At 53.0% G+C, this 18,724-nt stretch carries 21 protein-coding genes; 9 read left to right on the top strand and 12 right to left on the bottom strand.

The window, feature by feature from the left end:
- The first annotated feature begins 20 nt into the window (after positions 1 to 20).
- From DESMU_RS04980 to DESMU_RS04970, 3 genes are read left to right on the top strand one after another with little or no spacing between them, the layout of a single operon-like run.
- Positions 21 to 1,223, top strand: coding sequence for a DUF1464 family protein (locus DESMU_RS04980; RefSeq protein ID WP_013562510.1), 1,203 nt, complete (start codon positions 21 to 23; stop codon positions 1,221 to 1,223).
- Positions 1,210 to 1,824 (top strand): DUF447 domain-containing protein, encoded by a 615-nt coding sequence (locus DESMU_RS04975; RefSeq protein ID WP_013562509.1) that lies wholly within the window; start codon positions 1,210 to 1,212, stop codon positions 1,822 to 1,824. The genes DESMU_RS04980 and DESMU_RS04975 overlap by 14 nt, the downstream gene beginning before the upstream one ends.
- Positions 1,809 to 2,744 carry a GHMP family kinase ATP-binding protein gene (locus DESMU_RS04970; RefSeq protein WP_013562508.1) on the top strand — a complete coding sequence of 312 codons (936 nt, stop codon included), beginning with the start codon at positions 1,809 to 1,811 and terminating at the stop codon, positions 2,742 to 2,744. The genes DESMU_RS04975 and DESMU_RS04970 overlap by 16 nt, the downstream gene beginning before the upstream one ends.
- On the opposite strand, the gene DESMU_RS04965 is transcribed toward DESMU_RS04970, so the two are convergent.
- Together DESMU_RS04965 and DESMU_RS04960 are read right to left on the bottom strand one after the other, a co-directional pair.
- Positions 2,745 to 4,259: a gamma-glutamyltransferase family protein gene (locus DESMU_RS04965; RefSeq protein ID WP_245526411.1), complete on the bottom strand. Its 1,515-nt coding sequence runs from the start codon at positions 4,257 to 4,259 to the stop codon at positions 2,745 to 2,747.
- Positions 4,256 to 5,434 (bottom strand): CaiB/BaiF CoA transferase family protein, encoded by a 1,179-nt coding sequence (locus DESMU_RS04960; RefSeq protein ID WP_048078679.1) that lies wholly within the window; start codon positions 5,432 to 5,434, stop codon positions 4,256 to 4,258. Before DESMU_RS04960 ends, DESMU_RS04965 begins: the two co-directional genes overlap by 4 nt.
- A 204-nt stretch (positions 5,435 to 5,638) precedes the next feature.
- Here DESMU_RS04960 and DESMU_RS04955 point away from each other — a divergent pair, with 204 nt between their 5' ends.
- Entirely contained in the window at positions 5,639 to 6,409 is a 771-nt protein-coding gene (locus DESMU_RS04955) for a hypothetical protein (RefSeq protein ID WP_013562505.1), read from the top strand.
- Between the two features lie 22 nt (positions 6,410 to 6,431).
- Here the strand turns inward: DESMU_RS04955 and DESMU_RS04950 are convergent, their stop codons facing one another.
- On the bottom strand, positions 6,432 to 7,196 hold the full coding sequence (locus DESMU_RS04950) for an RAD55 family ATPase (protein ID WP_048078678.1): 765 nt from the start codon (positions 7,194 to 7,196) through the stop codon (positions 6,432 to 6,434).
- Positions 7,197 to 7,312: 116 nt separating this feature from the next.
- On the opposite strand from DESMU_RS04950, the gene DESMU_RS04945 reads away from it, so the two are divergent.
- The 4 genes from DESMU_RS04945 to DESMU_RS04930 are packed head-to-tail and all read left to right on the top strand — an operon-like array spanning position 7,313 to position 10,676.
- A complete protein-coding gene (locus DESMU_RS04945) occupies positions 7,313 to 8,782 on the top strand; it encodes an FAD-dependent oxidoreductase (protein ID WP_013562503.1) in 1,470 nt (489 codons plus the stop codon).
- The gene (locus DESMU_RS04940; RefSeq protein WP_013562502.1) at positions 8,779 to 9,261 is read left to right on the top strand and encodes a 4Fe-4S binding protein; all 483 of its coding nucleotides are present in this window, start codon (positions 8,779 to 8,781) and stop codon (positions 9,259 to 9,261) included. The genes DESMU_RS04945 and DESMU_RS04940 overlap by 4 nt, the downstream gene beginning before the upstream one ends.
- A gap of 12 nt (positions 9,262 to 9,273) precedes the next feature.
- Complete coding sequence (locus DESMU_RS04935) at positions 9,274 to 9,549, top strand: (2Fe-2S)-binding protein (protein ID WP_048078687.1); 276 nt, start codon at positions 9,274 to 9,276, stop codon at positions 9,547 to 9,549.
- Positions 9,546 to 10,676 (top strand): NAD(P)/FAD-dependent oxidoreductase, encoded by a 1,131-nt coding sequence (locus tag DESMU_RS04930; protein ID WP_013562500.1) that lies wholly within the window; start codon positions 9,546 to 9,548, stop codon positions 10,674 to 10,676. The genes DESMU_RS04935 and DESMU_RS04930 overlap by 4 nt, the downstream gene beginning before the upstream one ends.
- Here the strand turns inward: DESMU_RS04930 and DESMU_RS04925 are convergent.
- The 8 genes from DESMU_RS04925 to DESMU_RS04890 are packed head-to-tail and all read right to left on the bottom strand — an operon-like array spanning position 10,673 to position 16,526.
- Complete coding sequence (locus DESMU_RS04925; protein ID WP_013562499.1) at positions 10,673 to 11,143, bottom strand: molybdenum cofactor biosynthesis protein MoaE; 471 nt, start codon at positions 11,141 to 11,143, stop codon at positions 10,673 to 10,675. The genes DESMU_RS04930 and DESMU_RS04925 overlap by 4 nt on opposite strands.
- 2 nt (positions 11,144 to 11,145) lie before the next feature.
- Positions 11,146 to 11,382, bottom strand: coding sequence for a MoaD/ThiS family protein (locus tag DESMU_RS04920; RefSeq protein WP_013562498.1), 237 nt, complete (start codon positions 11,380 to 11,382; stop codon positions 11,146 to 11,148).
- Complete coding sequence (gene moaC, locus DESMU_RS04915; protein WP_048078686.1) at positions 11,379 to 11,813, bottom strand: cyclic pyranopterin monophosphate synthase MoaC; 435 nt, start codon at positions 11,811 to 11,813, stop codon at positions 11,379 to 11,381. Before moaC ends, DESMU_RS04920 begins: the two co-directional genes overlap by 4 nt.
- A gap of 1 nt (position 11,814) precedes the next feature.
- Positions 11,815 to 12,747, bottom strand: coding sequence for a GTP 3',8-cyclase MoaA (gene moaA, locus DESMU_RS04910; RefSeq protein ID WP_013562496.1), 933 nt, complete (start codon positions 12,745 to 12,747; stop codon positions 11,815 to 11,817).
- Positions 12,737 to 13,867: an ATP-binding cassette domain-containing protein gene (locus DESMU_RS04905; RefSeq protein ID WP_013562495.1), complete on the bottom strand. Its 1,131-nt coding sequence runs from the start codon at positions 13,865 to 13,867 to the stop codon at positions 12,737 to 12,739. Before DESMU_RS04905 ends, moaA begins: the two co-directional genes overlap by 11 nt.
- Entirely contained in the window at positions 13,868 to 14,635 is a 768-nt protein-coding gene (locus tag DESMU_RS04900; RefSeq protein ID WP_013562494.1) for a molybdate ABC transporter permease subunit, read from the bottom strand. It lies immediately after the preceding gene.
- Positions 14,632 to 15,513 carry a molybdate ABC transporter substrate-binding protein gene (gene modA, locus DESMU_RS04895; RefSeq protein WP_013562493.1) on the bottom strand — a complete coding sequence of 294 codons (882 nt, stop codon included), beginning with the start codon at positions 15,511 to 15,513 and terminating at the stop codon, positions 14,632 to 14,634. Before modA ends, DESMU_RS04900 begins: the two co-directional genes overlap by 4 nt.
- 5 nt (positions 15,514 to 15,518) lie before the next feature.
- The gene (locus tag DESMU_RS04890; RefSeq protein ID WP_013562492.1) at positions 15,519 to 16,526 is read right to left on the bottom strand and encodes a molybdopterin-binding protein; all 1,008 of its coding nucleotides are present in this window, start codon (positions 16,524 to 16,526) and stop codon (positions 15,519 to 15,521) included.
- A 138-nt stretch (positions 16,527 to 16,664) separates the two neighbouring features.
- Between DESMU_RS04890 and DESMU_RS04885 the strand changes: the two genes are divergently transcribed.
- Positions 16,665 to 17,564, top strand: a complete 900-nt coding sequence (locus tag DESMU_RS04885) for a damage-control phosphatase ARMT1 family protein (RefSeq protein ID WP_013562491.1) — start codon at positions 16,665 to 16,667, stop codon at positions 17,562 to 17,564.
- A gap of 206 nt (positions 17,565 to 17,770) precedes the next feature.
- Here the strand turns inward: DESMU_RS04885 and DESMU_RS04880 are convergent, their stop codons facing one another.
- On the bottom strand, positions 17,771 to 18,712 hold the full coding sequence (locus DESMU_RS04880; RefSeq protein ID WP_013562490.1) for a radical SAM protein: 942 nt from the start codon (positions 18,710 to 18,712) through the stop codon (positions 17,771 to 17,773).
- Positions 18,713 to 18,724: the final 12 nt, after the last annotated feature.

The raw sequence follows: 18,724 nt of genomic DNA, 5'->3' as shown, positions 1-18,724 counted from the left end.
GATGAGGCAGGTGGATCCCGTTGCCCAGGGTACTAGGCATGGATCCCGGTTCAAAAAGCATTGACTTATGCGGCCTCTGCGACGGGGAGGTGTGCTTCGAGAAATCCATAGATACCTTGGAGGCGAGCAGGGACCCGGCGAGAGTAGTGGAGGCTGTTGAGGAGTTCGGTGAGGCTGATCTAGTTGCACTCCCCTCAGGCTACGGTGTCGAGGTGACACGTTTAAGCGACGTGGACACAGCTATCCTGGAGGACTGGTACTACACGTTCATACTTGCCACTACAAGGGAGGAGGTGGAGGTCGGGTTAAGGAAGGGTAGTGTGGGCGCATTCATATATGACGCCATGGGTAAGATAACGCGGGAGTTAAAGCGGAGAGGGGTTAAGGGAGTATTCATCCCCTCGGTAATAAACCTGGAGAGCATCCCCGTCCACAGGAAGCTCAACAGGGTTGACATGGGTACAGCCGACAAGCTGGCAGTTGCAGTCCTAGGGATACACGAGGTATCCAGTGAGCATGGACTACCATATGGGAAAGTAAACTACATACATGTCGAGATGGGCTTCGGATACAACGCGGTGATAGCGGTTAGAAACGGGTTGATCGTGGACGGCGTAGGCGGCACACTGATGCCCGGCCCAGCTTTCCTCACCGCGGGAGCCATGGATCTCGAGGTGGCCCAAGCAATTGGATCACTCGACAAGAACGATGTGTTCTCAACGGGCTGCGGCCCGTTAACGGGTTCACCCACACCGGAGGACTGGATTAGCAAGGTCAGCGAAGACCCCTTGGCGGGCGTATGCTTCGACGCGATGATGGAGTCACTGGTGAAAACAGTTTACTCAATGATACCGGTTGTAGGTGGAGCAGTAGAGATCCTCCTCTCAGGCAGGGTGTCAAGGAACCCTGTCGTCGTAGACTACCTGGAGGAGAAGCTAGGGGACCTCGCACCGGTTAGACGCATGAAGGGGTTACCAGGCGCCTCCACTGTGAAGGAAACAGCACAGGGATACGCTGTGATAGCCGACGGGCTTGCCGGCGGAGTCTTCCACACGCTGGTCGAGCACGTAGGCGTGGTGAACGCGCGTGGCTCCTCACTAGACTACATAGTGCACCCCAGGTTCAAGTACTCGAAGCTAGGGGTCAACTATGTGAGATTAAGGGGGTTTATGCGTAGCAGGGCATTCAACATTGAGTGGTGGAGTAAGCTTGGCGTTGATTAAGGAGGGAGTGGTATACGAGGCCATAGTCACCCTGCTCGCCGGCTCAGAGCCGTATGCTACACCGGTGGGGTTCTGGAGGCTGGGTGATGAGGTGTTAATCAAGCTCTACAAGGGGTCGAGGACGCACAGCCTACTTAAAACCGTTGAAAACCCTGTTTTAAACGTGACAAGGGACCCATTCCTTTTCTACAGGACGGCATTTAAATCCGAGTCGAACGGGTTAACCAGGGAGGACTTCATTATCGACGAGGAGAAGGGGGTAGCCTACCTGAGGAATGCGGAGGCCTACATCCTGCTTAAACTGATAGGCGTGGTAGAGTATGAACACTACGGTTTATTCAAATACGGGATCCTCGAGGCAAGGGAGGGGGCTGTACGCTGCGTGGAGCCCTATACAAGGTGCTACAGCTCCCTGATAGAAATGATAGTGTATGCAACCAAGGTGAAGGCGTGGCGGGATCTCGCAGGCGAGGAGCTTGAGGCAGCTTTAAGAAGCATTGAGGATTCATTTAGAGTGGTGTCAAAGACGTGTAGAAGCCGTGATTACCTGGTGCTCGCCGAGAACATTAGGAGGCTGGTGGAGAATTGGCTGAGAAGGTAACCATAGTAACACCGTCCAGGCTACACTTCGGTATGGTTAACCCCTTCGTGAAAGAGTTGAGAAGATACGTGTCAGCCGGTGTAGCGGTTTCAAACCCGGTTAACACGGTGGTGGTTGAGGAGGGCGAGGGTTTAAGGATTGATGGATGCCGCTCCAGCGAGCTGTTCTCAAGGATAGCCGGCTTCGCGGAGAAGCACCGTTTAAGCGGCCATGTGAATGTAATGGAGTGTGTCCCGAGGCACGTGGGGCTTGGCTCGACAACCCAGCTGGTGCTTGCAGCAGCATACGGGCTCGCAGTGTTGAACGGCTCCCCCATGGATCCAGTTGAAATAGCCAGGGAGACAGGGTTAGGCAGATACTCCGGGGTCGGCACATACGTGTTCAAGCATGGTGGATTCATCCTCGACGCCGGTAAGTCGGCTTCCTCAGAGTTCCCAGCCCTCCTCACCAGGCTGGAGTTCCCAGAGGACTGGGTCTTCATAGTCATCGTTCCACCCGGTCAAGGACTGGGCGAGGCACAGGAAGACATGGTCTTCAGGGAGCAGCCAGGGATACCGTTAGAACTCGTCTGGAAGGCGTCGCACCACATGCTTGAACTCTCATCATCGGTGGCCGACCGAGACTACAGCTCTTTCACCAGGGCGCTCACAATGTTGCAGGAGACCGTTGGATCAATGTTCTCCAGGTATCAGGGCGGCGTGTTCTCAACGGGCTCGAGTGAAGCAGTTAGAGCCCTCAGGAAAGCCGGTGTCGAGGGCGTTGGGCAGAGCTCATGGGGACCCACGGTCTACGGGGTTGTGGAGGGATTAGAGGAGGCTGAAAAAATACTTGGTAGGATAGAGAGGAAACCTGACTGGAGGATCTTCGTGGCCAAGCCATGTAACAGGGGTGCCCTGGTCAACCATGGTGTTGAAGCCTAGCTAGTTGCTGAGGGCTAGGGCTATCCCCTCGCTACGTGGGTCATTCACTAACAATGTTTTAACACCATCGTAGACGGCTACATGTACGTGTCCATGGCTCCCGAAGTATTCAACTAGTTTAACGGTGATGCCGGCCGGGGTAGTGGGCTTCAACGGCTCTTCAACGACTACTTCCTGCCTGCCACGCGGCTCAGTGTATATGAATCGCGGCGCGTTCACGGCTTCAACGGGATCCATACCGTACACGAAGAGATTCTCATACACCCTTAGATGTAGCTGCGGCCTGTAGTCTCCTCCAACGCACCCTATAATATACTTCTCCCTGCCACCCGATACCCCTAGGATCGACAATGTGTGAAGCGGGAGCTTCCTGGGCGCCGGGCTATTAGGTAACCCAGTGGTTCTCGCGAAGCCTATGCCCCTGTTCTGCACCGGGAAGCCTCCAGCCATCAAACCGGAGCCAAAGGGGTGGAAGAGGCTCTGGATAAACCCTACTAGGGAGTCCCCGTCCGACACGATGAAGAAGGTTGTGTCACCGCCCCCGCTAGGCCGGCCAACACCCCGGTAAACCATTTCCTTAACCCTAGTGTACGTTAAGTACTCGCCGACATCTATAGCCATGTGATCCGGGTCACCTAAGTATTCATCTCTGAACGCGTACACGGCTTCAACAGGCCTGCTCCACGCCTCAACGCGTCGTGGATCCCTGAACTCGAGCTTGTCAAGCCCCTCCTCATACAGCGCACTGATCAACTGGAGGGTTGAAGCACCCTGAGTGTTCGGCGGCAACTCGTAGAGGACTAGGTCTTCCACCTCGAGCTTCAGGGGCTCCACCCTGTAGCCCTCGTGATCCATCATGTCGTCGAGCCCTATTCCAACCCCCTGATCCTGTAGCTCGTCAACTATCTCCTCGGCTAGTTTTCCATGGTAGAACTCCTCCCAGCCCCTTGACGCTATCAGTCTAAGGGTTCTAGCCATCTCTTTGTTGACTACTCTACTGCCGAGGCCTATGCCCTTATAGTACTTCGCCCATTTGAATCCAGCGAGATCCTTCTCCACGGACTTCACCGCCTTGGCAAGGGTGTAGCCGGCGTGGAAGCCGTTGTAGGCCAGGGATATAGCTGGCTTAAGCAGTGTAGCTAGATCCAGTGTCCCGTATTCTTCGTTCACGACGCCCCATAAGTACACTAAGCCTGGCACGGTCACCGTGAGAGGCCCTTTCAAAGGCTTCTCAGTGATGAACCTCTCGGGGTCGAAGCCGCTTGGGGAGCGGCCTGACGAGGCGTAGGCAACGATGTCGTCTCCTATGAACCCGAGGAGGAAGCCGTCGCCCCCGGGTCCACCCATCTGTGGCTGTACAACGGAGAGAACAGCGCTTACCGCTATCGCCGCGTCGAACGCATTACCCCCCTTCTCGAGGACTTCGAGGCCTGCTTTGACTGCGAGAGGATGGTCTGCTGTAACGCCTTTAACACCCACGCCGAGCTTAGCGATAGTCAACACTGCACACCTCACGGATAGTAGACTACACCCTCCTCTTTAAGCCTAGCTATCTCGTTCTCACTATAGCCTATTTCACGCAGCACTTCCACGGTATGCTCCCCGAGCCTTGGTGGATGCATACGGGAGCTGTATCTCTCCCCGTTGAAGTAGCCTGGCTCACTTAACTGCGGTATCTCACCGAGCACCGGGTGGTGGATCCTGTAAACTATTTCCTGCTCGACCACATAGGGGTCCTTGAATACCTCGTCCAGCTCGTAGACTGGCGCCGCCGGCACCCCTGCCTCCTCGAGCTTCTTCAACCATTCATCCCTGCTCCCGGTTTCAAAGATCTCTTGGAGCATACTAACCAGTAAATCCCTGTTGGCAACCCTGTCAGCATTGGTTCTGAAACGTGGATCACCAGCTAGATCCTCCCTGCCCAGGGCACGGCACATCGAGGCCCAAAGCCTGTCGTTTGCTGCGGCAACAATGAACCATTTACCGTCTTTATCCCTGAAAGCCTGGTAGGGCACCATTGAGGGATGAGCATTACCCATTCTCTTAGGCTTCCTCCCGGTTGTAAGATACATCATGGGGAGGTAGCACATCGAGAACACTGCTGCGTCATACATGGGTACCTCTATTTTAACCGGTCTTCTCCCAGCGTAGAGGGTGCTCACAACATACACTGAGAGCAGTAGCCCCGTGATCACGTCGAAGAGAGCGAAGCTGACCCTTACAGGTGGACGCCCCTCCTCACCGGTCGACGTCATGAGGCCCGTCATGCCCTGTATTATTAGGTCGTAGGCCGGCTTATACTGGTACCTGCTCCCCTGCTTAAAGCCCTTTATACTAGCGTAGATTATCCTAGGGTTTATTTTCAACAAGCTCTCATAGTCTACGCCCAGCTTCTCAGGCACCCCTGGCCTGAAGTTCTCGATCACGATATCGCTTCTCTCAGCCAACCTATAGATTATCTCCCTGCCCTCCGGATTCTTCAAGTCAACCACAATGCTCTTCTTCCCCCTGTTTATTGAAAGATAGTAGGAGCTCTCGCCGTCTACGAAGGGAGCCCAGCTCCTCGTCTCATCGCCATGTGGTGCTTCAACCTTGATAACCTCTGCTCCGAGATCAGCGAGCACCATGGATGCGAATGGTCCTGCAAGCGTGTGGCTTAAATCAAGCACCCTAACACCCTTCAACAACACGTCAATCACGCTCCATGCAACACGATTAAACATTAACCAGATTAATCCTATAAATGAACCAGCAGGCTGCACCCCTCTAGTCGAATCATATAGCTGAAACACAGTTCCTTAAGGCGGGGAGGGGTGGGATGGCGCCCGGCTGCAAGCCGTGAACGCTTTTTATACCATAGTTTATTAAATACTGAGACACAAGGGTGCAGACACGTGTTCAAGGAGACTCTACCACTAGTACTCCTACTCGTCTTAACGATGCTACCCGTCATGGAGGGGCAGACCACGCCGGTGCCCGCAGGACTCTACGCATCCCTAGTATACGATCCAATCGAGGACTCCGGGGTGTTCACCCTGAACATCACCCTTGCCAGCAGGCCTGAATCAATCGTGGAGTTAACACTAGACAACCCCTTCGACCAGTCGGTGGGGCTCTCCCTTGTGTCAACGAGCAGTGAGCCCGGGGGTAGTGTTGTCGTTGATTACAGTGCTGACGCCATCACCCTGCTATTGAACAACACTAGCTGGGTTGCACTATACTTCACGGTGGAGAACTTCACAGAGCCAATTGGAGTAGGCTCCTACGCTGCCTACATTGACCTAACCGGTTACACGGTTTTCCAAAATGTGGAATTCACACTGCAACTACCATACGGGTACACGGTTAACGTGACGCCGTCAACAGGCGTCAGTGTAGCCGTTGTCAACGGAAACGAGTCGATCATGGTGCGCTTAACTGCCCCCTACCTCTACGCCATAGTAGCCGGATTCACTGTTTCCGGGGCAGAGACGCCTACTGCAACCCTGACCACAGGGGCACCTGGCACAACGACACAGGGCACTGTGCAGTCTCCTACAACAACCCCGCGGCCCGTTGAAGCCGTGAATGCTTCGGGAACGCTCTTGATCACTGTTGCAGCAGTAGGCCTCTTCGTGGTGGTAGCCCTGCTAGCGGTGATCCTCCGCAGTAGGCGTACGCGTTAAACACCTTTTTCACCAGCCCTCATTATTTTTCAACCTTTAAGATCACTGGTTTAACACCGGTCTTATCGATAGTGTATAGAACCCAGCCATGCCTGTGTGAGACCCCTTTTATCTTCCTGATTATCACCTGGCGAACCTGCATGGGTAGCTGTGAGGAGAGTCCTTCCTCCAGGTTCTGTGTCTCAATCAAGCCGTCAACCAAGTGCTCTATAGTGTAGAGGTACTCCTCGAAGCCCTCTGTGGACGTGTGCAATGTGGCTATTACGGGTACTCTGAGTGCTTTTGAGACATTGGCCCTCAGGAATTTCACGAACTCTATGAAGCGTGTGGGGTCGAGTGAGATCATGGCTTCGTTAAGGGAATCTATGATCACCAGGCCCCTGCCCTTCAAGCCAGTTGACTCGAGAACCCTTAGCACCGCACTAGCCACGTTATCCGGGTTCCTGGGATCCACCTCTTCAACAACCGCCGGGTGAGCCCTCTCCCTTCTACCTTTAATAAGGTAGCTGAAGCCATCCACCAGCATGAGGAGCCTTGACGAAGCAGCCTCCTCAACCTTCAAGCCGAAGGAGTCCAGTTGCTCAACTATTGTCACCGGGTCATCGTCGAGGCCGACATATACGACTGGCTCCCCGTTCTCCACAATGTTTTTAGCTATGTTGGCCACGATTGCGCTCTTCCCGGAGCCCCCTTTACCGGCTAGTATTACAAGGGAGTTCCTTGGAATACCCTCTGGCAGAATGTAAAGGAAGAGGTCGAGTGAGATTACCAATCTATGCTCACTCATAAAGCCTCCCTTGATCGCTATCTCTCAACACACTAATATTTATTTATCTGACGGCTCCAATGAATACATCCCAGTATATACTTAAGGGTCATCCCTGAGACACACGGTGAAACATGATGCCAGATTACAGGATCTACGAGCACCCAGTAATAGATTTCAAACGGGGACGCAGAGTAAGCTTCACCTATAATGGCAGCATAGTGGAGGCCTATGAAGGAGAGAGCATACTTGCATCCCTCTACGCCGTGGGCTACAGGGTTTTCTCGAGGAGTCCCGATGGGAGCAGGCCGCGTGGAGCCTTCTGCATGATTGGGAGGTGTTCAAGCTGCTTATCAAAGGTGAATGGCGTACCTAACACGAGGATATGTATAGAGCCGGTGAGAGACGGGGTTTCAGTGGTCAGCGGTGAAGGGCTCCCGGAGCCACCGGTCAACACTGTTTCCTCACATGTGAAGAAGGAGGTATTAGAGACGGATGTCCTAGTGGTTGGCGCGGGGCCAGCCGGGCTCCAGGCAGCACTCAAACTAGGGGAGAAGGGAGTAGACGTGGTTCTCGTAACCGATCACTTCAGGCTGGGCGGGCAGCTAGTTAAGCAAACACACAAGTTCTTCGGTGACACAAGGTACTATGGAGGTATGCGCGGCTTCAAGATAGCTGGGAAACTGGTTGAAGCCTTATCCAAGCTTCCAACAGTCAAAACCTATACTCGTGCATACGCATATGGATTCTTCAGCGAGGGCTACATGGGTGTAGCGGTTCAAGGAGAAAACCCCGTTAACCTCCTCGTGAAGCCTAGATACATGGTCATAGCCACGGGTGCAACGGAGAAAACCATCCTCTTCGAGAACAATGACCTCCCAGGGGTGATGGGGGCCGGGGGCGCTCAAACGCTGATGAACGAATACGGGGTTAAACCAGGTGACGACGCACTAGTCGTGGGAAGCGGGAACGTTGGGCTGATAATAGCGTACCAGCTGCTCCAAGCAGGTGTAAGGGTTCACAGCGTCGTAGAGTTGATGAAGGAGATAGGGGGCTGGGTGGTGCATGCATCGAAACTGAGGAGGCATGGTGTACCAATACTCACCGGGCACACCATTGTAAGGGCTGAGGGACGTGAAAGAGTTGAGAAGGCTGTTGTAGCAGCAGTGGATGAGAAGCTAAACCCTGTGCAGGGCTCTGAGAGAGAGTACAGCGTCGACCTAGTGCTCCTAGCAGTAGGCTTACAGCCGAACTACGCTCTCCTAAGTCAAATGGGTGCTGTAATGAAGTACATACCTGAAGCAGGCGGCCTCGTACCCGTGAGAACGGTAGACATGGAGACCAGTATCCCGGGGGTCTTCGTGGCCGGCGACCTCACCGGCATAGAGGAAGCTACAACAGCGTTCATCGAGGGCGAGATAGCTGCGTACGCCATACTGGAGAAAATGGGGCACGGGGACGTCGTGGAGGAGAAGAACAGGCTAATAGACTTCCTGTGGAACGAGTACAGGATGAGCCCGGCTGTCTCCAGGGCGAGGCAAGGCAAGCTCAAGGCAACCATAGGTGAGGAAGAAATGAATGCTTTAAGGAGGGGATCACGGAGATGAGCTCGAGGAAAACAGGTGTTATCACACCCGAGGAGCTCGAGGAAAAAGGACTCCTCCCACCAAGGGAGAGGCTCGCCAAGGGCCCTGTAGCCGTGTTAGAGTGCCCTGAGGAGATCCCCTGCAACATATGTGTCTCCGCCTGCCCATTCAACGCCGTGTCCAAGAGCAAGATATACGAGATACCCAAGCTGGATCCAGAAAAATGTATTGGTTGCGGCGTCTGCGTTGCGAAATGCCCGGGGCTAGCCATATTCGTGGTCGACATCAGTAAACCGGGGAAAGCATACGTGACGCTGCCATACGAGATGCTGCCGGCGCCCTTCAAGGGAGCCCGGGTGGAGCTCCTTGACAGGGAGGGCAGGTCTCTCGGAGAGGGAACAGTTGTCAAAGCATGGAGCTATGAGAGAACATGGGCTGTAACAGTGGAGGTCCCGCCGGATAAGTGGTTGAGTGTCAGAGCCATCAGGGTGAAGAGGTGAAGCACGGTGAGCATGGATCCAAGGAAGGTAATAGTTTGCCGGTGTGAAAACGTGACGCTGGCCGACGTGTTAAACGCCATAGAGAGCGGTATCGACAACCTGGAGTTGTTGAAGAGGAAGCTCAGGATAGGGATGGGCCAGTGCCAGGGGCAGACATGCCTCCTCATCGTAGCCGGCATCCTCATGAAGAAAACCGGCAAGAGCTTTGAGGAAATCTTCATGCCGCGCAACAGGCCACCCATATCTCCCGTTAAAATCAAGTACTTCCTCAGCGGTGATAAGGCATGAAAACAGGGCTACTCATAGTGGGGGGAGGAGTAACCGGTCTCTTCACAGCTGTATCCCTCCTAGACCACGGCTACAGGGATATCACAATAGTTGAAAAATCATACATAGGCTCGGGAGGCACCTTTAGATGTGCAACCGGGATCCGGGCCAGCTTCACTAGCAGGGAACACGTAAACATCATGAAGAGGGCGATAGACCTATGGCCCATACTAGCGGAGAAACTAGGGTTCAAGTACAGGAGGGACGGCTACCTATGGGTCTTAACAAGGGAGAAGGATGTCGAGTTCTTCAAGCGGGTAGTGGAGTTCCATCACTCCCTGAACGTGCCGACCAGGATGATGGGTCCCGAGGAAGTCAAGGAGCTCATCCCCTCAATGAACACCGAGGGAGTTCTCTCAGCCGTTCACGACCCCCTGGCCGGGAAGGCAAGCGTGTTCAACGCCACCGTTAATGCCGCAGCGCTCCTGAAGCGTAGCGGTGTTAAAATCTACGAGGGGACACAGGCCACCCGGATCACTAGTGAGGGAGGCCGGTTAATCGTTGAGACCAACCGGGGAAGGATTGAGGCCGACAAAGTACTGGTTGCGGCTGCAAGAGACACCGTTGACCTAGTGAAAGACATGGGTGCAGAGCTCCCGATAAGGAACCTTGCGAAGCACGTGTTGATCACGGAGGCCTTTAAACCCGTTATAAAACCATTGATAATAGACTGGTCTACTTCATCCTACATACTCCAGGTGCTACACGGCAACATATATATCGGGGCGGACATACCCGAGGAATACGATGCACCAGCCGTGAACAAGTATGCTTTCCTCGAGAAAGCAGCAGGGATATGGGTGAGGTATTTCCCCTGGCTAAGCGAGGTATACGTATTGAGGTACTGGGTAGGATACTATGATATGACGCCGGATCACCACCCCATAGTGGGACCCCTGGAGGAAAACGAGAATGTGATCGTGGCGGCAGGCTTCAGCGGCCATGGATTCATGATGGCTCCGGCAGTTGCAGAAGCACTGGCATCATACATACTTGGAGACAAGCCGGCACTACCCGAGTTCGAGAACCTGAAGCCGGAGAGGTTCAGGAAGGGCAGGCTCATAAAGGAGATAGCTGTTTTCGGCTAGCTGCCGCGGCTCGCCCTCCTATATCTCACGCCGTCGCCGACAACCCAGTATTCTCCATCACTCCTTTTCTCCAGCTTGAATATAGGCGTCTCCTTCTTCACTCTCTCAAGGGCCTCGGATACAGCTGGATTAGTGTTCCTCCTGCTAACCCCTAATGCAACAATATATATCGTGGTGTCACCGGGTTTAAGGGCGCCGAGCCTATGATATATAGCTATAGCGTCCAGCGAGTACTTCACACATATATCCCTAGCTATCTCCTCAAGCTTCCTGAGGGCTACGTCATTTATCGCTGTGTACACTAGTTCATCGACGACCACGCCGTTAACACTTCCTTTAACAAGGCCGATGAACGCTGAGAAGGCACCCGCCCCCTTCCCCTTAGCCAGGCTCCGCAGCTTCTCCAGAATCCCGTCTAATGAAACATTCTCACCACTATCTAGGAGCCTGACATCCACGAGGCACATTATCACCCACCAGAGAAGGGAGGCGCTATATAGACGATGTCACCGTTTCTCAGAACCCTGTCGAGCCCCGTTATCTCCCCGTTTACCAGTACCACTGGCTTGGGTTCCTGTGGCATACCGTAGGAGCCCCTGAGATACTCGAGGAGTTCACCAACCGTGATATCCCTGTCGAGGGATATCTCGACTTCGCCACCTATGAAGTCGGAGAATATAGAGTAGGCCTTAACAATGATCCTCATTGATAATCCCCCTTCCTCTTCTCCACAACCCTTACATCCGTTATCAATGTATCCGGGTACTGACCCTTCTCATCTTTCTCATACTTTTTAACCATATCCCATATGTTGAGCAATGCTGCGGCAACACCCATTAACGCCTCCATCTCAACCCCTGTTTTAGCAGTGGTTTTAACGGTCACGTGGACCCTGATGCCTTCATCGAGCACAGTGAAGTCCACTTTTACATGAGTTATGGGAATATTATGGGTTAACGGCAGGACCCTCGGCGTCTCCTTGACTCCAAGTATTGCTGCTATCGTTGAAGCCGCTAGCACGTCGCCCTTCTCGACAAGCCCCTTCCTGACGGCCTCAATAGTCGACGGCTTGAGCCTTATGAAGCCTGTTGCAGTGGCCTCCCTGTAGACCTCATCCTTCCCTGTTACATCAACCATTCTAACGTCCACGGATATCCACCCCGGGCTTGAAGAATGGCTCCCTCAGGTACACGGCTCTCCGTATCCCCTCTACAACTCCATCTTCATCCCTGTTCTTAAGCTTACTGGAAATATCGACGAAGGGCTCCTCTACGAATAGGCATGTCTTGATCCAGCCCTCAGGGGTCAGCCTGAGCCGCGTGCACCTAGCGCACAGGGCTGGGTTACCGTACCCTCTGACTACTTCAACCACTATGCCGCTGGGCATAATATACCTGGGCCGGTTCTGGAAATCCCTCACGGTTTTGCCAACAGAGGCTTCCTCAAGGTACTCGACAACGGGGTCCACGGGCGTGTACTGCTCCCTGTAGGCCTCCGGCGGGGTGTTCAACGGTATCAACTCTATGATGTTTACATCCAGCCCCTTCCCCGATGCATACTCTATGATGCTCTTTAACTCACCCAGGTTAGCCCTCATCACGACGAAGTCTAATTTAACCTTCACCCCGTGATCCAGTGCTTCATCAACGCCTTTGAGAACCCTTTCAAGCATCGTTGAACCACCCGTGATAAACCTGTAGACCGAGTGGTTCAATGAGTGCAGGCTGACGTTGAGCCTGCTGAGCCCGGCTTCTGCGAGCCGTCCCGCTCTACCGGGTAAGAGGCTTCCATTAGTGGTCATAGATACATCCCTTGTATGAGACGCGATCTCCCTCACTACATCCACTATGTCGTCGCGCACCAGGGGTTCTCCCCCGGTCAGCTTGAAAGACGTGATACCAAGCTTCACTGAGACCTCGGCGAGGAAACCATAGTCGCCGGCGCTCAATGCTTCACTGCGTAGGCCACCGGTCATCCCCTCCCTGTGGCAGAATATGCATTGATAATTACACCTAGAGGTCACAGCTATCCTGAAGCTGTCAACCCTCCTACCGAATCTGTCAACCAGCACCGTGCTCGCCCTCCCGGCTAACCAGATACACGTGCTCGCTGCTCACGTAGAGAGGGATCTTCCCGTCCTTCACCACACCCTGTATCCTCATCCACTCAGACTCATTGATGGGGAGCCGGGTTGCCTTCCCCTCTATCTCCACGTCGAGCTTCAAGCCCGTTAACTCGTCTACTACACTGTTGAGGACTGCTTCGAGAAGCACTGGTGCATCTCCGTTGACAGGTGGCTCAATGCCCAGGAAGCCTGGGTTTACAACGAGGAGGGCTTTCCCGCCGTCACTACAGATGCTTCCCCGCGGGTTGAATCTCACCTTTATCTCTCCGCTACCGGCTGCCACCACGGCCTCATCGACTCCAATACATTTCTTCACGGTGACCGGTATGGATATGAAGCCCATCATCTCCAACATGTAGGGGCTTGACACGATCCTCTCTTCAACCAGCTCCCCGTTGTAGACTACTCTGCCGTTGACCAATGCGAGAACATGGTCCCTGAAAAACACGATGTCCTCCAGTAGGTGTGTAGTCATAACCACGGTTACACCTAGTTTACGGAAGAGGCCTAGGAACTCCTCTCTCAGCTTCTCTCTTGTCACCGGGTCTATAGCTGAGAAAGGCTCGTCAAGCAAGAGTAGTGGTGGATTATATGAGAGCGCCCGCGCTATAGAGGCCTTCTGCTTCAACCCGTTGCTTAACTGGCCTGGATACATGTCCCCGTATTCTTCTAAACCCATTACTTCAAGTAGCTCCCTAATCCTCCTATCTATATCGCCCCTGCTCCATCCCCGCTTCCTCAAGGGTAGCTCGAGGTTTCCCCTTAATGTTAGATGCGGGTAGAGGGAGTGCTCAGTGGGCACGAACCCTATGTTTCTCTCGTAGGGTGGCTTGTTAACCCTAGCCTTCCTCATGCCGGGCTTCTTCTCATACACCAGATCGCCGTTGACCAATATTACACCATGATCGGGCTCCACGAGGCCTGCTATGGACTTCAGGAGTGTTGTTTTACCGGACGCATTGGGGCCCACTACAACCACTATTTCCCCTTTTTCAGCCCTGAACGATACATCCCTGTTAACTGCTCTCCCATCGAAGCTCTTGCTTAACCCGTGGACCTCCAGCATTCACACCTTCCTCCCCACGTTCTCGGCCTGATGCACAAGTGTGATCAACGCTAACACTGAGAGCATGTATATTGAGAGCACTACCACAAGTATACTTATTTCTCCGAACTGGCTGACCAGGAAGAGGAATATTGGGAGCGTAACTGTCTTGCCCAGTATACCTCCCCCTATCACATAGGATGCTCCAAAATCCCCTAGGACACGTGTGAAGACAAGTATGAAACCTATGAGGATCTCCCTGTAATTCATCGGAAGCAGGATGCTGTAGAGATACTCGGTGTGAGTGAACCCCATGGTTAAAGCAGCATCCTCGTAGCTTCTTGGAATGCTTGAGAAGAGTGCTGTGAAGTAGCTTACACCTATGGGTACCCCTATGAAGAACTGTGCGACAACTATCCCCTTTGGATCATTAACTATGTTGAACATACTGTTGACCACTGACCCCAAGGGGTTTTTAACGAAGAACACTAGGAGTGCTAGCCCTATCGCCGCCGGTGAAACCGATGAGGGAAGCATCACGATGGGGAGTAGCAGGCCTCTCCTGGTAACCCTCCTAGATACATAGTAGCCGACGGGTATGGATATGGAGAGCGCTAGAAGGGATGAGACAAGGGAGGATGTAAGCGAGAGGATCAGGGATGAGTAGAAGGCGTTCACCAGGTGTCCGGGCAGGCTTAACCCGACTGTTAACGATAAGTATATCGGGGTTGCTAAAACAATCACATCTAGTGCGACGAGGAACCCTAGTAGTATGGCTAGTAGCCTCATCTGCCGGCCTCCATGCAGATGTCTTCGAATGATAGTTCTCCAACACTGTACGGGGTGTAAACCGGTATTTTATCAATGCTTCCCACATAACCATTCTCGGATGCATAGCTACTGGTCCTCGCGTATTCCACGAGGAACTCCTCGAACCTCACTGCTTCAGCGTAGTTCTTAGTGGTGTTCAACACTGCTACCATTTGACAGCTCACCTTCGGCAGCTGGGATGAATTCAGCCAGATAATACTGGTATCATTCCTATACCAGTAATAAACAATATGGGGGAGTACTGCGACGTCAACCGAGCCGAGTGCAACCTGCATAGCCGTCTGCCCTACATCCCCGTAGACCACTAGTTTATCCTTCACCTTCTCATAGATGCCGTTCTTCTGGAGTAGTGCTACAGCCATCCTGCCGAATGGTGCGACCTGTGGATTAGCTATACCTATCCCTTTCTTAATGTTCTTGGAGACCAAGTCCTGTAGCCCGGTGATGTTCGCCGGGTTCCCTTTAGGGGTTATCAACGCTATCACTAGGAAAGATACGACTCTAATCGTCTCGTTGCGGACTAACCCCTTCCTCGACGCGTTAACCATGTACTCGTGGTCAGCCGTTATGAAGATGTCTCCCTCACCGGTTAGGGAGATCTTGTTGAGTAGGGTTCCAGTGGCGCCGCCCACTATGTTGATCTTTACACGTGGATTAGCCTGCATGTAGCTTCTCGCGGCCTCCTCGAGCAAGGGTTGTATTGATGGAGGCGTGTAAACCAGCAGGGTCACGCTCTCAGTTTCACTTCCAACATAGTGCTGGTAGAGTATCCATGAAGCTGTAGCGGAGACGAGTATAAGGGTTAAGATTAATACGGTCTTGTAGACGGGCTTCATCAATATCACCTCCTCTTCAGAAAATACTCGGTTAAACCCCCCTCGCCAAGGGAGACTATGTAGTCACGCGGGATCTTAACGCCTGCCGACACCCATGGAAGCACTATATCCAGTACGTTGTAGTCGGGGAAGTATATTACCCCGCTTGACACCCCTACTATGGGCTTCCCCTCCCTGTAGGCAATCATACTCATAGTGGTAGGCTTCACCGGTACCCCGTAGGCTACAACCTCGTCGGCCACAGCTGCTATTGCTATCGGTGTTCTATCCGTTGGATCAATGCTCATTCCCCCCGCTACCACCACTGCATCGTGATCCATGAGTAGCGTCTTAATGGCCTCCGAGATCTCTTTTTCATCATCCCTAGCATACACTAGCGTCCCCTGTTGCAGCTCATAGAGCCTCAGCTTCTCAACGATAACGGGTGTAGCGAGATCCCTCTTCCTCCCATCCACTATCTCAGTGCCCGTGATCACCAAGCCAACCCTGGGGTGCTTGCTTTCATAGACATGGATTATCTTCCGGGAACCAAGTAGGTCGTTGAACACGTGTAACGGGTAATCCACAGGGACACTGAGGGGTATTAAGTCGACCATCGCTACTAGTTCACCCTGCCTGACATAGGTGCCGCCCCGTCTAGTTATCACTGCGTAAACCCCGGTTGAGTTAATCTTTTTCAATCCGGCTGAATCCACGATTAGCAACCCGTTTACAGTTGACTTGAGTAATGCTTTACCTTCAGGTGCCTTCTCCACTCTGATGTTGCCTCCTGAAATCAGCTCGGCCAGCTTGACTACTGCTTCCTCCTCGTGTAGACCGTATCCTACTCCTTCATCATCCTCTATGTATACATAGTAGTGACCATGGTTCTTCAACAGCTCGACATCTCCGGGTGTAACGGTCTCCCCCCGTTTCTTCACGGCAGACTTGAAGTCGAGTGTCACGGCTGAGTAATCGTATGCGAGTTTTTTCCCAACGGCGTCTTCCACCCTTACGAGCTTCACGGGCGTCATTCCCCGCTCGCCATGCTTATTGGTTATTGGACTACTATGTCGAGGATAATATATTTTCGTCCATAAATTAATGGACAAAAACATTAACAGCCAGATAAGCCTTAAACCATAGAGCAAAGAACAGACTAGTGATGCGGGTTGAAGCCCCAGCCAGAATGCCTTAGATGTATACTCACAACGAGGCTTAGGGAGATAGAGTACTCGACGCTCAGTCCCACTGCAAAGGTTGCCCTAGCCAAGAAACTCCTCGTAAAACTCGTAGACGAGTTCACGTTGGAGTCAACGGAGCTCTCAATGCTTGCATCACGAGTCTTCGAGGATCTCGTCGCCGAGGCCCCGGATATAGTTGACTACTACAGGTTGATAAAGGCGAGGAGCATGAGGATAGCCTTGTCAAATGTGGAGGTGCACAGGAAGCACGCTGAGAGACTCGGGGACTACGAGAGACTCCACTACTTGCTAAAACTCTCCGCATTAGGCAACCTGATAGATTACGGTGTTGCAGAACACGTGTTCGAGGAACACATAGAGCCAAGCATGGTTGAGAAGGCTGAGCCAGCCATAGACGACAGCCACAGGCTCTACGAGCTGGTGGAGAGGAGAGGTCTCAGAGTGCTCTTCCTCCTAGATAATGCAGGTGAAGCAGTCTACGACTCACTGCTAGCCGAATACATGCGTGGGAAGGGGAGCATGGTTATAGGGGTTGCAAAGGACGAGCCCGGCTTCCAGAACGATGTGACACTCAGCGACCTGCTTGCATCAGGCTTAGACAAGGCGTTCGACATGGTTATAACACCGGGTTGCAGGGGCGTCTGCTCCTCCATACACTTAGAGAAGACGAGTGAAGACTTCCGGAGGCTGCTGGGCTCCGTTGATTTAATCATTGCTAAGGGGATGGCGCACTTCGAGTACCTTTATGAAGCAGGGATCGGTAAACCAGTGTTATTCATTCTGACGCCTAAATGCAACCCGGTTGCAGCAGCACTCGGCTCCCGCCTCTACCGGGGTAAACCAGTAATATATCTATGGAGTGGATGAGGCAGCATCAGTGCTTGCAACTGAAAAGCCCAGTCTCTTAAGGCGGGGTCTCCCAATCCCGAGTGCCACGTTCAGGATTAGCCCCGTTCCTCGTAGAAATGGAGGATTTCCGGCCACCACGACTATCCCATGGATGATGGATGTGAACCCGAATAGATGCGGGGGAACAGTGAACCCCCACCCTTTAGGGCGGGGAGGAGGTCAGCCTAGTAAAGGATCCTGCCCCTGTAGTAAACAGTGTTCTCCCATACTACTTTAACAGCCCACTGCTTCTCAACTATATTATCCACAGCTATCAACCCGTTGTCCCCGTAAGCCGTGAGAACCTCGCTTGTTGAGAGAGGCTCCCTCAGCACATGGTTGTATATCACGCCTTGTAGACCACGTAGTCTAATTCCTTTAACGGGTTGAGGCTGCTGGGTGCATGTCACGACTTGGAAGCCCTCCTCTATCAAGTGCCTTGTAATAGTGTTCAGGATGGATGAGGGTACAGGCTTGTATTCCTCGTTGAAGGGAGGCCGTGTGAGGGTTTTAACACGTATCCTCTCGACACCCGTCTTAGATAAGCAGGAGGATAACTCATGTAGCAGCATGGGGTCCGGGTACACTATGGAACCCCTTCTCGCAGCCACTATCTCCAGGATTAACTTATCTCTTTCCGGGAAGAGGCGTAGCAGGTTGATTAATCCATTCAAGGAGAACGTGCTCGACGCTTCCAAGGCTTTTCCCCCACTACACCATGGGAAAGGCACTGAGATCTCGTCAACCATCTCGACTAGATGAGTTTTCATGGCTCTTGAAAGCGTTACGCCACTTGAGTGCACGATCAACGCTCCGTCAGTCATGAAGCCTTTGATCACCTTGGCGACATCGGGGAGGTTCTCGATCAGTAAGGGGTCCCCGAAACCCCATAGCCTCACCTTTTTAATTCTCTCGAAGACCTCAGAATACTCCTCCAGGGCAGCCTTAAGGTGGTTGACATCTATTTTGGTCACATATGTCCGGGGTACATTGCCGTCTCCAGGCAGTGGACAGTGGAAGCAGTTTAAGGGGCATTTCCTAGGCGGCAGGAGGACATCTATGTTTACAACAGGGCCGTGGCATCTACTAGGGTGCACCCCGTAGAAAAACGATATAAAGGGCCTCATAAGGAGTGATGC

Origin of the sequence: Desulfurococcus mucosus DSM 2162 (genome assembly GCF_000186365.1) — an archaeon.
Classification (GTDB): domain Archaea; phylum Thermoproteota; class Thermoprotei_A; order Sulfolobales; family Desulfurococcaceae; genus Desulfurococcus; species Desulfurococcus mucosus.
This window is presented reverse-complemented; position numbering and strand designations above follow the sequence as displayed.

Bases quoted from the DNA above. Each gene is read 5' to 3' on its own strand.
- DESMU_RS04950 (WP_048078678.1), bottom strand. From the start codon at position 7,196: ATGAGTGAGCATAGATTGGTAATCTCACTCGACCTCTTCCTTTACATT.
- DESMU_RS04945 (WP_013562503.1), top strand. From the start codon at position 7,313: ATGCCAGATTACAGGATCTACGAGCACCCAGTAATAGATTTCAAACGG.
- DESMU_RS04940 (WP_013562502.1), top strand. From the start codon at position 8,779: ATGAGCTCGAGGAAAACAGGTGTTATCACACCCGAGGAGCTCGAGGAA.
- DESMU_RS04935 (WP_048078687.1), top strand. From the start codon at position 9,274: ATGGATCCAAGGAAGGTAATAGTTTGCCGGTGTGAAAACGTGACGCTG.
- DESMU_RS04930 (WP_013562500.1), top strand. From the start codon at position 9,546: ATGAAAACAGGGCTACTCATAGTGGGGGGAGGAGTAACCGGTCTCTTC.
- DESMU_RS04925 (WP_013562499.1), bottom strand. From the start codon at position 11,143: ATGTGCCTCGTGGATGTCAGGCTCCTAGATAGTGGTGAGAATGTTTCA.
- DESMU_RS04920 (WP_013562498.1), bottom strand. From the start codon at position 11,382: ATGAGGATCATTGTTAAGGCCTACTCTATATTCTCCGACTTCATAGGT.
- moaC (WP_048078686.1), bottom strand. From the start codon at position 11,813: ATGGTTGATGTAACAGGGAAGGATGAGGTCTACAGGGAGGCCACTGCA.
- DESMU_RS04905 (WP_013562495.1), bottom strand. From the start codon at position 13,867: ATGCTGGAGGTCCACGGGTTAAGCAAGAGCTTCGATGGGAGAGCAGTT.
- DESMU_RS04900 (WP_013562494.1), bottom strand. From the start codon at position 14,635: ATGAGGCTACTAGCCATACTACTAGGGTTCCTCGTCGCACTAGATGTG.
- modA (WP_013562493.1), bottom strand. From the start codon at position 15,513: ATGAAGCCCGTCTACAAGACCGTATTAATCTTAACCCTTATACTCGTC.
- DESMU_RS04890 (WP_013562492.1), bottom strand. From the start codon at position 16,526: ATGACGCCCGTGAAGCTCGTAAGGGTGGAAGACGCCGTTGGGAAAAAA.
- DESMU_RS04880 (WP_013562490.1), bottom strand. From the start codon at position 18,712: ATGAGGCCCTTTATATCGTTTTTCTACGGGGTGCACCCTAGTAGATGC.